The sequence below is a fragment of the Vibrio methylphosphonaticus genome, assembly GCF_023634655.1.
Lineage (GTDB): Bacteria > Pseudomonadota > Gammaproteobacteria > Enterobacterales > Vibrionaceae > Vibrio > Vibrio methylphosphonaticus.
The window spans coordinates 119,271-133,379 of the sequence record NZ_JAMKMS010000005.1 but is presented as its reverse complement, the minus strand read 5'-3'; the positions used below and the strand labels follow the sequence as shown (position 1 = coordinate 133,379).

General features: G+C 41.5%; 13 protein-coding genes and 1 pseudogene. 7 read left to right on the top strand and 7 right to left on the bottom strand.

All coding sequences use genetic code 11. From position 1 onward, the window contains the following. Positions 1-141 precede the first annotated feature (141 nt). From M9196_RS07620 to M9196_RS07610, 3 genes are all read left to right on the top strand, one after another. Positions 142-729, top strand: coding sequence for a hypothetical protein (locus M9196_RS07620; protein WP_250616938.1), 588 nt, complete (start codon positions 142-144; stop codon positions 727-729). Next, a complete protein-coding gene (locus M9196_RS07615) occupies positions 720-2,534 on the top strand; it encodes a relaxase/mobilization nuclease domain-containing protein (protein ID WP_250616937.1) in 1,815 nt (604 codons plus the stop codon). Before M9196_RS07620 ends, M9196_RS07615 begins: the two co-directional genes overlap by 10 nt. A 175-nt stretch (positions 2,535-2,709) precedes the next feature. Then, positions 2,710-3,156, top strand: a complete 447-nt coding sequence (locus M9196_RS07610) for a hypothetical protein (protein ID WP_250616936.1) — start codon at positions 2,710-2,712, stop codon at positions 3,154-3,156. 182 nt (positions 3,157-3,338) lie between these two features. On the opposite strand, the gene M9196_RS07605 is transcribed toward M9196_RS07610, so the two are convergent. Next, entirely contained in the window at positions 3,339-3,824 is a 486-nt protein-coding gene (locus M9196_RS07605) for a hypothetical protein (protein WP_250616935.1), read from the bottom strand. 775 nt (positions 3,825-4,599) lie between these two features. Then, positions 4,600-5,208: pseudogene (locus tag M9196_RS07600) on the bottom strand (ISAs1 family transposase); the annotation flags it as partial. A gap of 571 nt (positions 5,209-5,779) precedes the next feature. Here M9196_RS07600 and M9196_RS07595 point away from each other — a divergent pair. From M9196_RS07595 to M9196_RS07585, 3 genes are all read left to right on the top strand, one after another. Then, positions 5,780-6,361, top strand: a complete 582-nt coding sequence (locus M9196_RS07595; RefSeq protein ID WP_250616934.1) for an outer membrane beta-barrel protein — start codon at positions 5,780-5,782, stop codon at positions 6,359-6,361. 122 nt (positions 6,362-6,483) lie between these two features. Continuing rightward, on the top strand, positions 6,484-7,044 hold the full coding sequence (locus M9196_RS07590; protein ID WP_250616933.1) for a hypothetical protein: 561 nt from the start codon (positions 6,484-6,486) through the stop codon (positions 7,042-7,044). Then, positions 7,041-7,628: a hypothetical protein gene (locus tag M9196_RS07585; RefSeq protein ID WP_250616932.1), complete on the top strand. Its 588-nt coding sequence runs from the start codon at positions 7,041-7,043 to the stop codon at positions 7,626-7,628. Before M9196_RS07590 ends, M9196_RS07585 begins: the two co-directional genes overlap by 4 nt. A 1,345-nt stretch (positions 7,629-8,973) precedes the next feature. Here M9196_RS07585 and M9196_RS07580 read toward each other — a convergent pair. The 3 genes from M9196_RS07580 to M9196_RS07570 are packed head-to-tail and all read right to left on the bottom strand — an operon-like array spanning position 8,974 to position 10,665. Further along, positions 8,974-9,201, bottom strand: coding sequence for a DUF2986 domain-containing protein (locus tag M9196_RS07580; protein ID WP_250616931.1), 228 nt, complete (start codon positions 9,199-9,201; stop codon positions 8,974-8,976). A gap of 55 nt (positions 9,202-9,256) precedes the next feature. Beyond that, positions 9,257-9,745, bottom strand: a complete 489-nt coding sequence (locus M9196_RS07575) for an NUDIX domain-containing protein (protein WP_250616930.1) — start codon at positions 9,743-9,745, stop codon at positions 9,257-9,259. Beyond that, a complete protein-coding gene (locus M9196_RS07570; protein WP_250616929.1) occupies positions 9,742-10,665 on the bottom strand; it encodes a histone deacetylase family protein in 924 nt (307 codons plus the stop codon). Before M9196_RS07570 ends, M9196_RS07575 begins: the two co-directional genes overlap by 4 nt. Before the next feature lie 59 nt (positions 10,666-10,724). Here M9196_RS07570 and M9196_RS07565 point away from each other — a divergent pair, with 59 nt between their 5' ends. After that, on the top strand, positions 10,725-11,426 hold the full coding sequence (locus tag M9196_RS07565; RefSeq protein ID WP_250616928.1) for an SDR family oxidoreductase: 702 nt from the start codon (positions 10,725-10,727) through the stop codon (positions 11,424-11,426). A 97-nt stretch (positions 11,427-11,523) separates the two neighbouring features. Here the strand turns inward: M9196_RS07565 and M9196_RS07560 are convergent, their stop codons facing one another. Then, positions 11,524-13,458: a DNA topoisomerase III gene (locus M9196_RS07560; RefSeq protein WP_250616927.1), complete on the bottom strand. Its 1,935-nt coding sequence runs from the start codon at positions 13,456-13,458 to the stop codon at positions 11,524-11,526. 80 nt (positions 13,459-13,538) lie between these two features. Further along, positions 13,539-14,087, bottom strand: coding sequence for an NAD(P)H nitroreductase (locus tag M9196_RS07555; RefSeq protein WP_250616926.1), 549 nt, complete (start codon positions 14,085-14,087; stop codon positions 13,539-13,541). Between the last annotated feature and the right edge of the window lie 22 nt (positions 14,088-14,109).

Below are 14,109 nucleotides of genomic sequence, written 5' to 3'. Positions count from 1 at the left end.
AAGAGCAAGGTTACCCCAGTCCCGTATGAATTCTTCATCGGACTGGGGAGCTAAGCGGCTGCTTAGAAACGCTTGGGCTGTGCCCAAACCCCGAAACAACCTCCCCTACACATAATCAGATCTATTTTAATAGGCAAAACTATGACCAAGAAATACAAGAAAAAACAGATAGAAGATCACTATCTTAGCAACTCAAAGCTCACTTCTATTTTTGAAGTAAAGCTTGATTACTGTATTAAACACAATATTAAAATTACCAAAACCCGCATGAAGAAAGAGACGAAACTCAAGCCAGCGGAAGTGGATGCTCTCTATCACCATTACTGTGAGGCAAAGAACACTCGTATCGAGATGAACTGCACGCTTTTAGATAAAAAAACTTGGAAACACAAAGCAGAGCAAGCTGGGAAAACGGTCTCTCAAATCACTTCTGAATCACTGCATAAAACTAAAATTATCGTTCCATTTGCAGAACAAACAAGAAAGGAAATGCTTGATGTCATCAATGAACGTGTACGCTTTAACTCACTGCTTAATCAAACCGTGCGATGGTGTAACACGCATAAGTCTGGTGCAGAGACCATTCAAGTTTTACTCGAACTGAATCAGCTCAACAAAGCCTTTGAACAGCATGACCTGCGAGTAATGAATATTCTTGCTAGTCCCGAAGTTGACTATAAATACCGTGTTGCACATGTTGATCCATTAGTGGTCGAAGTATGGCAGTAATTTCCATTTTTAAAACCAGCGGTGCTGGTCAAGTAGACCCACAAGCGGCTACAAACTACTTGTATGGTTCTCTGTGCAGCCTCACGGATGAACAAAAGAAAGAATACAGTGATGCATACCAATTGCTAAAGTTAGCCAAAGAGACACATGACATACAGACAGAGTGGGAAGCTAACTACATTCTTCAACAACAAAAGGGGAAACGCAGAGAACCGCTACCAGAATCAATCAACGGGAACCGAAAAGCGGTGGAATATGCAATTGAGCATAATCAACACAAGCACAAGTACGTTAGTGGTGTTATTGCTCATGCTTTAGAAGACACAGAAAAGCTGCAAACTAATCCTGAAGTAGAAGCTGAATGGCGAGAGCTGTTTGAAGAACTGTGCTTTGCAGGTTTTCCAAAGGATCAGAGGCTTATTGATTGGGTTCGTCACACGCATCAAGGCAACATTGAAAATCACTTTCTAATACCACGAATCCACCTTGGTACGGGGTTGTCTTTTAATCCAGCTCCGCCAGGTCATGAGAGTGACTTTAACTTGCTTCGTGACTACTTAAACCTAAAGCACGATTTAGCTAGTCCGCTGGATGCAATACACAGGCGACTTACGCTGGACGGGTCTAAGGTTCAGAAGCGTTACAAACTAAAACAAAAAATCAATAACTGGGTTACGGATATGGTTTGTAACAATCGAATAAATAGTCGCTTTCAAATAGTAGAAGCACTAAGTCATGAAAAGGTGAAACATGCATTTGGTATCACTCATATAAGCGAGTCTGACAATTTTCTGCGTGTTCACTTTAAGGATAAAAAGAACTTGCGCTTGAAAGGCTTTGTTTTCACTCGGGGCTTCACTTCGAAGGAATCATTGAGTCAGTCGCAAGAGCCGATTAAAAGCAAGGAGGTTCGGCTACTAGAGCTGAAAGAAAAGTTGAACAAAGCGATTGCAAAAAGAGCATCGTACAACAAAAACAGATACAGCTTAGAGCATTCACAGCCTCAAAAAGACTTAAATACACATGATTCGTTGGAGCCGAAAACTCTCTCAGCTAAACGCCCATCTATCCAAGTTAGTCAATCATGCAATGACTTCACAAGCATGCCTGAATTTAATAAAAACCTAACGGGATGGGACATGGTGATTCAGTTGGAACGAAGAAAGTTTATCGCTGAACAAATTGCACTCGAAGCACAGAAATCACAACACGATAGACAGCTAAAACTCATTAAAGACCTTATTCATTTACTAAAAAAAGAAAAACAATATGAATCACATAGAGAAACAGTTAGCAAAAGAACTCACTACATTGACGAAAGATCAGCAGATTTCGAACGAGCAATTGCTTGGCTTAGTGAAAGCACAGAACGAATACTACCTCAACATGATCAAACAAATCACAGCGGAATATCAGAAAGAACGAAAGACAATATTGACAGATATCGTTCAGACCCATCAATTGATTCAAAAGGAATACCGAGACTCAATACAAACCTTAGAACAACTATCGACGACATCAAACGAAGTATCCGTATCCACTCGACAGCAAATCAAGAAGTTGGAGCATCGCTTGAGCATGCTGAAAACATTGCAGAAAGACAGCGACACATCTATCTCAAACTTGCTAGAGCTTTTGACATCTTAGTTTCTAAACCAGAACTGAAAATGAAACTAACTAAGAAGTTAATCGACTCTGAGACGCGCACCGCCAGCACACCAAAAAGCACTTTGGATCGCACTCTCAACCGAATACGACCCCAAAAGCATGTACAGCAACTCAGTAAACGAAATAACAGAGATTGAAGTGCGGTGCATACTGACTTTGGTTAAAGCCAGTATGCACTACCCCGCTAGTTAGCCAAGCTCTAAATTGCCCCATTGCTAGTTTCAACTGATTTGACACACACTTCACCAAAGCGATATTTGACTTACTTTTCCTTATCTAATTGTGTGGCCAAATTTACTGACCCACTACAGTATGGATGATGTGATAAACAACATACTCCACTTTGAAGAGCAACTCCGCGAAAAGCACTCTGAGCTTCAAGGTAAAGAACAAGAAATCGAGGAACTTAGACGCGATACAGAATACTTGGCTAACCAGTATTTGAGCATCGACAGAGGCTTGGAACAAAGAAAAGATGAACTCGAGCATGTAGAGCATCAACTAGAGAAACGAGAGCGCGAGTTAAGAATGATGAATGAAGATAGTAATCGCATCGCTGTTTCAATGATTGTAGATGCTTATATGCTAATGTTAGCTAAGGATAAGAAGTTTGACAGCTCAGCCAGACGCTTTACTGACGCTATTGCAGAGAAGCTATCAAGCGACATGCATCATTCTTTCAGGCAGATCGTGGATGCTGCGTTGGAGCAGGCTAACCATGAGCAACCTAACCGACGTGATAGGAGTTTAGATCACTAGCCTGCTCCAAAGTTAATGTAGTGGCTAATAACATTGAGCCACTACACTTTATCGAGCATTCACCAATAATAACTAGGCTTTCAAGCTATAAGATATTATAGAGCGGCCTGAACAGGCTACATTTTAATTACAATCAAAAATCAATGCAATATACTAGCCAGCAACATTGGTAGGTTAACCAATTAAAGCCTAACTAACTTTTTCTTTTGCTCATCAGTTAACTCATTAATTGATGTAATCTTAAGTTCTTTATCATCATTAATTGAATCGTCAGAGTTCATATCAATCATTATAGATTCAGGTAAGCTAAACATGGCCCCAGTAGCTGGGTCAACAATTAACATTCCAATAATACCTCCAAATAATATATTACCGAAGTACCAACCATCCACTGAACTATCTACTGTATAGGACTTATCATAATAGCCCTTTTTAATGATTTTAATCGTATATGTCTCGCCGTCAAAAAATCCTGAGCCTGCTTTCAATGTTGTTGAAGAAGGCGTTGTACCACTATGTACAATTAAACCATCTTCATTTGTTATTTCATAGCTAGCACCTGATGGACTAGAATCGATAGAAACAGGATATTGAGATTCAGAAACGATACTTGAGCACCCTGAAGACACAGCAATAGACAGCGCAGCAATAGCGAGTTTATAGTTCATGTTAAGATTATCCTTAAACTTAATAATTAAATAAAATATTTTCAGATGCTTGTGAGTAGTGTAGTGTCGGTTGCATACTTTGCTCATCAATTTACCAGTGCGTTAATGAAGCTTAAAAGCTCAATAGTTTCTACATCAAAGATCCAAGCTAATAAACCCTAGCTCCACTTCTTGCATTTTATTTAAAGCATTCTGATATTTGACACTATAACAATATAACTCCCCCAATAACAATTAAGGACAGGAAATAACACCAAGCAACACATCCACCAAAGCTATGAATAAACTCAAACCATCTGATTATGCTTGTCTTTTTGTGTAATTGATTAGAATTACGCTGGTATTTTTTTGTTAAGCACAAGTCAAATTGTGACGCTAATCACTATTAAAACTTGCTTGTATACCGTTCACTCACACGACACGTTAATTTTTACACGCCCCCGCGTTAACTGAATGTTAGTTGTATTGATAACCAACTACCGTAGGTCAAAAACTAGAGTTAGAAACCCTTAACAGTTGAATTATTTCTAAGACTCAGGAGTTTGATTTCTTCTCTCAGGCTACGCTACCATAGATTTCGGCTTGGACTTTACCCCATCTTGGGTCTAATTAATGAGGAATTACGTCACTCTTATCACAACTCTAAGATGAGAAATCGACAGCAAGATTCATCACCGTCGATAATCCACAGTTGCCCCGATGCTTCATGAAATCTATGGCTGGAGTCCCTGACAATGTTGGATGAGTATCAGGGCGCGAGCACACTTTGATTAACTTATAACCCAAAGAAGACTCGAGCCCTGTAATCGTCGTTCCAACCCGCTTTCTTCAACTTCACTTTTTGGCTTGGCGCACCACAATCACACTGTTTCAGCATGTTCATCACAAAGCGTCTAAACAACGCTATGTTTTCTACTGCGCCATCTAACGTGATCCGTGAGCTATCTTCTTTAAAAACAACATCTAAAACGTAATTCTGGCTGTTTTCAATACGCCAGTACTGACGAATATAGTGGCCTAACATTTTGTGATTCGGCGACATAGACCTTATGTAGTATGACGTCTCTACGCTGCCTTTTCCATTGATCACTCGATGCCGTTCCACCGCGATGATGCTTCATACCGTCGGCGACTTATCAGCAAGCTCTTTAGGTAACTTGGCCTTTAACTGGAATACGTATCGTTCTTCGATGCGAACATGGTGCTTATCTTTGATTTCACTAACTATCTTCTCTTTTCCTGCATCAAAGACAGCTTGAAATTGATCCACAACAGCCGCCCTTAGTTTAGGCTGGTTGTTCTTCACTTGAACAACCACGTGAGCCTTTTTCTCTGCAACTTTTTCCAACGTATCGCGCTAACAATGCAGGGCATCAATACTTAAAGTAGGTATGTTTATTCTCGCCACCAACCATCTCATTAAACGTGTCGGAACCGATATAAACCTACATCTTCAGCACCTAAAGTCACACAACCAAAGCTAAAGCTAATATTGTCAAAACTTCCTAAATATATACTAACAGTGTTCAATAAGGATTTGCTACGGGTCTATCTTACAACTGAGGTGCTTCCTACTGATTGTGCGTTTGCCTTGGTATCACGATGATGCCTAGGGTCGAATATTTGCCATATCATTTGTTCACTAGCACGACACAGGGGGCATGTTCCTTAGTATAGAAAATATCAGCGGAACAAATTTGCTATTTCCCCTTAGCTATAACAACCAACCGTGAAGTACGTCACAAATATGTGTATTTTAACCAAATAATTTCAACATGATTAGCCACAAACAAAAAGGGGTTAAGACTATTTTTCAATTATTTACCACCAAAACATTCGCCCGTCAGATAAATGGGGTCGTTTTGATTTTTTTGTCATATTATACTGAACATCTGGTTTAGTTCATAATTTCCCGCTGATGAAAACATCAACTAAAAATTATAAAACGGATTTAAATGAAAAAAATTATACTCGCTACATTATTTTGTTCACTTGGTGCTTATGCTTCAGAGAGTGAAGATACGTCTAATAATAAAATGTCATTAGCTATAGACTATATTAATAGCTCAAACTCCTTCACAAGAGAATTAGGTGGCCAATCATACACTGAATCTAATAACAGCAATGCTTTTGGCTTACGTTTGGGTTTTAACAAGAGTAACAATGGTCAATGGTTTATAGCATATCAGAATGAAAATTTTGATATCGGAATATACGACGTTAACAATAACCCTCTTCATTACTTAAGCTTAGGCTACAATAAAGAATTTCCATTCAGCAATGGGCTAGCTCCATATATTAGAGGTAGCCTGGGAGTTGGCACCATGAGCGTTACAGGTTATTCTGATAGCAGCGCAACAGCAATTGGTGGTAAAGTCGGCGCTGGTTTAGGATACTATGTTACAGATAGCTTTAAAATAAGTGCAGGTGTCGATGTACAGTACAGAGTGTGGACTCCAATTAAAACCACATATGGAGATATTGACATAAATGACTCATCATTTATGGCTACGCTAGGAGCCGAGTATTACTTCTAAAATATAAACCGTCTTCGATATGACTGCTTGTATTACACCTAATCACGGGCTAGCCATATCGACATTCGAGACACTTTCATTATCCCCTTGCAATATACCTGCACCATTTAAGGACAATACAAATGTTTAAAAATTCACTTATCTTAGGCTTAGTTACTTCTACACTTCTATTAACAGGGTGTGCTGTTCCTGTTCAAACTTATCAACCAGATCTTGAAAATACTCAAACATTAAAAAAAATAAATATTAAATTTGACGTTAAAGAATTTACTTCAACTAATAAAGAATATGGTATTTACTGTCGAGCTGCTAATAATGTTGAAACTCCTAAAAAAGAGATGTTCGAAGAATACATCCAAAATTCCTTGGTGAAAGAACTGAAGATAGCAAACATGTATGATAAAGAGTCTGATGTGGTAATTCACGGTCACTTGAACAGAACAGATGCTTCTTCATCAATTGGCTCCTCTGCATATTGGTTATTTGATATGACGATTTCAAATAGTAATGGTGATTCTTTCTCTGTAGTTCATAAGCGCAATTACAACGCAAGTTTCGTTGGTGGACTAGCGTGTGGTGATAACATGCCAAAGGCTTTTGCGCCAACAGTTCAAGAACTAATAACAAAGATCATAACCCACCCAGAATTCCCGTTGTTATTTGGTAATGGAAAAAACAAATGAGACTTACATCAATAATATCAATATTTTGCATCACAGTTATAATGTCAGGCTGCTCTCACAATATAAACCTAACTCCTGATTATGGTGACATTGAAATTATAAACCATGAAACCAAAGAATTTATACAAAGCGATGAGCCTGTAGCTTATTACCTATCTACAGAAAAAAGGGAAACTGTAGTTACATCGCCTGCTGGTGGAGGTGATTCTGTCACCTACAGCCCATATAAAGATCTTAACTCTGTTATTTACAGCGCTTTGTCTTTGCATTTCGCAGATGTAAGTTATATAAAATCTCTAGATAATGATAAAGACCTAGCGAATATAAGATATATATTCACACCAACTATCGAAACAACTTCATATTCTAGTAGCGCCTTACATTGGCCTCCTACAAAATTTTCTATTACGTTAAAGATGGAAGCATTGAACGAAAAGAAAGAAGTGGTTTGGTCTAAACTTATCAAATCGGAAGGTAATGCTGAGTATAGTGATTATAAATCTGATGTCGATTTTTCAGCTAAACAAGCTTCAGAAAATCTATATAAAGCTTTAACTGAAGAACTTTCAAAATTTCCAAAATAATAGTTTAATGTAAGTCTAAAAAGCCACCATTCTTCTGGTGGCTTTTATATGTAGTATCTGGTGTTACTTCACTGTACGCTATAGCCGATAATAATCCTAGCAACCTTTGATAACTCAACCCCCCCTGCCACATGTACTCAATAGCCGAAGCATTAGACAAAGTTGGATGAGTATTGGGTTTACGTATCCAATTATAGATAGTTTCATCACTTCCAAAAGTCTGCCGTAACGCTTTGTGAATACCGAGGATATAGCTGATTCTCTCAAGTGTATCTTCACTAACGTCACTATCATCTCGATTATAATCCAGATCTAGCAACGTAGCTTCTCAATGTCACTGAATTGCCACTTATCTAGAATTCTCAAACCCGCCTTAAGTGCTGTTGAGCGCTGCTCAGAAGTAATATCACCCCCGATTCCCATCATCAACCTCCCTGTTGTACATACTCTACTAGTATTCACGGTCCCAGATTTAACATCAACCTTGCAGCTTAAATTTCAAACAGAAAACTTGACTTAAAGTGATACAAATGTAAGACTCATAGTCAGTCAGGTGACTATCCCATACGTTTTAAGATTTGCAGTTAAAGACGTGAATTACCCTGATAAAACAAAGGCTTACAAAGATTAAGCTCCGAGCGATTGGGTTCAAATCCCTATCCCTCCGCCACATTAGAAAAGCCCGCTGAAATTCAGCGGGCTTTTTGCTTTCTGGCGTATTTTTAATTTAGACAACTCACCGTAAAACAATCAAAACAGCCTCTGCCAGATACAACCGTTTAATGCCTACCACACCGTCCATTGCGATGAAGTTGTCTCAGGGTCATCTCTTTTTGTCCCCCAGTTCGCTTCATACTTGTTGGCCAGTATTCGTTCCTACCTCTCATCCATCAATGATAGGTTAGCCCTACTTAGATCGGTTAGCCCCACTTATTATCGCCTTCCTGATGCGTTAATCTCCACACAGAGTGCAAACACCAAAGTCATTACTTTTGATAACGTGTTCGTCCATACCGCTCGTTATGTTCATAACCTTAGTACAGATGGATGCCGACAAAGAAAAGCGGCTTTTTGTAAGCCGTTAAGAAACTAAAGCAGCGGACGTAACCGAACTCATAGAAGAGGCCTCGATATTTATTGCTCAGCATAGAGCTGAGCAATAATGCGCTAGTATTGACGAGGTTGAAACAAAAGAGATTGACTGCTAACAACTACAGAATTAGTCGGGGCTGCCCCACAAGCTAAATGACACTCAGTTAGCGGAAGCAGTAAGCAGTAAGCAGTAAGCAGTAAGCAGGCTATAGGCATCATCATAAAGCCTACTAGCAGGGTAACGCATTGTTCGTTATGACTCAGCCGTACTATCCTGTTCAACAGCAGTCACGCCTTGTTCCGTTGTTCCTTGCACTTGAGAGCCTTCAGCTTGCGCTGCGTCTAGTGCTGCTTGTTCCGCTTCCATTTTTGCGCGGTCAGCTTTAGAAATATAACGAGGCTTATTGCTAGTATGCTTCTTTGCGTTGGCTTTTTTCATTCTAGCTTTATGTATTTGGTTGATCTTTTTCTTACGGTTCATCGCAGCGGTACTCGTCTATATTATGAAGCGAAGCATAATAGCGCCCTCTTCTCACTTAATCCAGTCGATTCACTCCATCATCACACCCTTGAACAAAACTGCCAAGGTGATAAGAATGAAGCTGTTGTTCAATCATGGGCAAAATTTTCTCATGTATATCATTTGGGAAGGTTTTCAACGACGCTAGCTTAGACAACGGCACCCATTCAACCACATGGATATAAGACTGGTCATTGAGACCATCTAAGTTTGATAAACTCAACTCACCCTCCCAACGGCGAATCTGATAAAACAACTCAACATGATAAGTATCACGTGAGGTTTCAAGAAACTCTCGGATGAAAAGCAACTCACCTACATCGACATCCAACCCTGTTTCTTCTTTATACTCTCTAATGAGGGCATGCTTACTGCTTTGATCCGTGCTTTCCAGACCACCTCCTGGCGGTATCCAATATTCGCCTGAATAAGGATCTTTTACTCGGAGCAATAGAACTTTATTTTTGTTGATGGCAATGCCTGCTGCGCGAATACGATGTTTCATCCCTTGTGTCCCCAAATGCTTTTAGCCGCATTGATTAGATTCATATGAATTGGAATTAAGTCGCTATGTTGGCTGCGGTAGCCACCCCCAATCACACAGGCAACGGGGATATGCGCTTCTAGGCAACGAGTTAGTAACCACTCATCACGTTTCGCAATACCTTCTGTTGTGACACTCAAATACCCAAGCTCATCATCAATATGAATATCAACACCCGCATCGTAAATAATAAAATCTGGATTATGCAGTCGCAATGCTAGGTCGACGACTTCTCCAAAGGTCGCTAAAAATGCCTGATCACCAAGACCCTTTATCAAAGGGACATCTAAATCAGAGGCTGGCTTACGTGCTGGGAAGTTTTTCTCACAGTGAAAAGACAAGGTCACGACCTGTGCGTTATCTGCCATCAGCGTCGCCGTGCCGTCTCCATGATGGACATCACTATCAATAATCAGTACTTTTTCTGCTCCAGCGTTTAATGCATGCTGGGCTGCTAACGCTAGGTCGTTGACTAAGCAAAAACCGCTTCCATAATCATAGTGTGCATGATGATATCCGCCACTAAGATGAATCGCGACACCGTACTCCAATGCTTTTTCAACCGTTAAGCATGTTCCACCAGCCGACGTTAAGGTACGGTCAATCAAAGCCTGACTCCATGGAAAGCCAATACGGCGCATTTTTGCCGCTGGAAGCGTTCCCTGCAATAATGCGTCAACGTAAACAGGGCAATGCACTTTAATTAACTGGCTTGCATTGAGCGCTATTGGCTCGAATAACTCAAAGGATGAGGCGTCTTCTCGTAAATAACACGATTCAATCTCTTGGTATAACAAGCGATACTTATTAATTGGATATCGATGCCCTTCTGGTAGTGGTAAGTCAGAATAGATATGATGATAAATTAAAGGAACTGGCATGTTCGGCATCGTTAGTTAGCTACAAAGTAATAGTCATATCTTAACGCTAGGAGAAGCAGATGAAAACCGTACTCATTACAGGTGCAAATAGAGGGATAGGCTTGGCGCTGACCAAGCAATTTGTCGCACAAGGCTACCAAGTACACGCCACCTATCGTTCCGAATCCACATCACAAGAGTTATTGCACCTTGCGCAAGAGCAACAAAGCTTACAACTGCATCGGTTAGATGTCACTCAATACAACGATGTAGCCACCTTTGCTGATGGACTCCCTACGATAGATATCGTCATCAACAATGCCGGCTATTATGGTCCCAAAAAAGACACAACAAACAAAGTTGGACTTGGGCATACTGACCCCGAGGAATGGCGTCGCGTTCTTGAAGTCAACACCATCGCGCCTCTTAGACTAGTCGAGTTGCTCTATCCTAAGCTGCAAGCCTCTTCGGTTAAAAAAATCATCTGTTTATCATCCAAAGTGGGCAGCATGACGGAAAATACGTCAGGTGGTGGCTATATCTATCGCTCATCAAAAGCAGCGCTCAATTCGGTAGTCAAAAGCCTAAGCAACGACCTAGTCAGTCAGGGGTTTACCGTATTGGCACTGCATCCCGGTTGGGTGCAAACTGCGATGGGCGGGCCCAATGCTCTGATTTCAACGCAAACCTCCGCTCAAGGGCTGTTTTCTGTTATTCAATCGGCACAAACCACTGACTCTGGGCGATTTCTCAACTTTGATGGTAACCCGTTACCTTGGTAACCTTGATAACCTTGATAGCCTTGATAACCTTCACACTGTGATTCAAATAGTTTTAGGTCACCCTACAAATAACGGAGCAATAAGCGAAGTCATACCGTTACTTCGCTTTTTTTCTCGTGGTCGCTTTACGGCGCTTCTTATAAGCGGGCCTTTCGACTTTAGGTAGATTTCTTAGTGACTCTGGCACTGGCCCTTCTTTCACACGCTGCATCAACTGATCCATTTTTTCCGTTAAGCCGGACATAAACGGCGAATAGGAATGCGTTCTCTCTGCCATGCCTTGTAACTGGTGTTCCCAATGTGCGGTCATATCAGGGTAAGTTGACTCATCAGGTAGGGCATACACCAACCCTCTACCAGCAGGAGAACCGAGGACTGACTTCCCTTCCCTTTTGAGTAACTGCCTTTTGAATAGCGTATCTAAAATACCGGCTCTTGTTGCTTCCGTGCCGATACCATCGGTTTCTTTAAGAATTTTCTTCAAAGAAGGATCCACAACAAACCGGCCGATTCCTGTCATCGCTTGCAACAAAGTGGCCTCAGTAAAGTGCCTAGGTGGTTCAGTTTTTTTCTCTAAGATTTGCCCTTCTCTGCAGATAAGTTCTGTTCCAACCGGCAGTGGTGGCACCGCATCGACGCCGTCTTCTTTGTCATCCGATTGCTTGCCGAGTAACACTCTCCACCCAGGTTCTTGAAGGCGCTTTCCTTTGGAAACAAAATGACCGCCTTGAATATCAAACTCAAGCATCGCTTCTGCATAAACGGCTGGCGGATAAAATTGCATCACATACTGACGGGCAATCAAGCCATAAACGTTTTCTTCATAACTGGAAAGCACACTGCTCGTCTTTTTCGGCGTCGGAATGATGGCATGGTGGGCATCGACTTTACTGTTATTCCATGCCTTGGACTTTCGACTGCTGTCCGCGCCATCGACACTGCTGGCGTAAGCTTTGCTGTTGTTTTTAATTGCAGCCAACACATCGTTAGCTTGGTAGAAATGATCGGTAGGTAAGTAGCGACAATCAGAACGTGGGTAGGTGATCAATTTGTGTTTTTCATACAACGCCTGGCAGACATCCAACACTTGTTGCGCACTCATGTTATAACGTTTTGCCGCATCAATTTGTAATGCTGATAAGGAAAAGGGTAACGGTGCATTTTGCTTAGTTGATTTGTGTTCAGACTTCACCACTTTTGCTGGTTGGCCTTGGATACGATTAGCGACATTTTCGACCAATTTACGGTTCAATACCCGCCCTTCTTCATCCTGCCATGGCTTACACGCTTCACTTGGTTTCCAGCGAGCGCGAATATCAAACGAGTCTTGGCTGTCTTGAAAAGGGATTAATGCATGCAGAGTAAAGTAGTCTTTAGGGATAAAGTTAGCAATTTCGTCATCCCGGCGAACCACCAGCCCTAATACTGGCGTTTGCACACGTCCTACAGACAAGACGCCTTGATAGCCTGCTTTTTGGCCAAGCAAAGTATACGCTCGAGACATATTCATCCCATACAGCCAGTCAGCTCTCGAACGCGCTAACGCTGACACCGACAGCGGCACAAACTCTTTATTCATGCGCATAGCGCCAATGGCTTTTTTAACCGCAGGTAAGTTCAAATCACTAATCAATAGTCTCTGCGCATCCGCTTTTTTCGCTTTGCTAACCTTGCAGTAATCGATCACCTCATCAACAAGCAATTGCCCTTCTCGATCTGGGTCACCGGCATTAACTAATGAATCCGCTTGCTTGACCAGTTTTTTAACCACGGCGAGTTGTTTGGCGGCTGACTTTCTTGGCCGCAATTGCCATTGCTCAGGAATAATAGGCAGGTCGAGCATATTCCATTTTTTGTATCGGTCGTCGTAAACATCTGGCTCGACTTGTTCGAGTAGGTGCCCGATACACCACGTTACTACGTCACCATTACCGCACTGAATAAAGCCCTCGCCTTTTTTCTGGGGATTAGGCAAAGCCGCTGCAATTGCGCGACCTAAACTGGGTTTCTCTGCAATAAATAGACGTGTCATAAGAAATATACTGGTAAAAGAAAAGGTAAGCTTAACTAAGCTTACCTTTATTAATCAAGAAAAACTGTATAGATAGACAGTTAAAGAAACTCAACGAACTTGGAAAGGTCACGTTCTGGGGTTTTCATTGGCGTGCAACCAGGTGTGCCGACATAAAGAAACCCAACAATCTGGTCCTGCCCTTTAACATTGAATGCTTGTCGAACATGATCGTCAAACATCCACTTTCCTGAACGCCAAAATGCTTGAAACCCCTGTGCTACTGCAGCCATCTGCATGGCTTGTACTGCACAACCAGCAGAAAGGTGTTGTTCAAAAGCCGGGACTTTCTCATGTTCCGTGACATTGGCAATAACAGTAATAACAAGCGGAGCGCGAAAAGGGGCGGTTTTCGCCTTCTCAATCACTGCATTTTCACGACCAGCCTTCACTGCGGCGTCTTCTAAAATCTTCGCCAACTTGGCCCGACTGTCTCCTTGAGCAAGAACAAAACGCCAAGGGGTTAGCCCGCCATGATCCGGAGCTCTAAGCCCCGCTTTGATGATGTTCTCTAATGCCGCTCCTTCTGGAGCCGGATCGCTCAATCGAGCAATCGAGCGTCGGTTAAGCAGCAATTCTAAAGCGTCCATAAGACATCCTTGATGATAATGT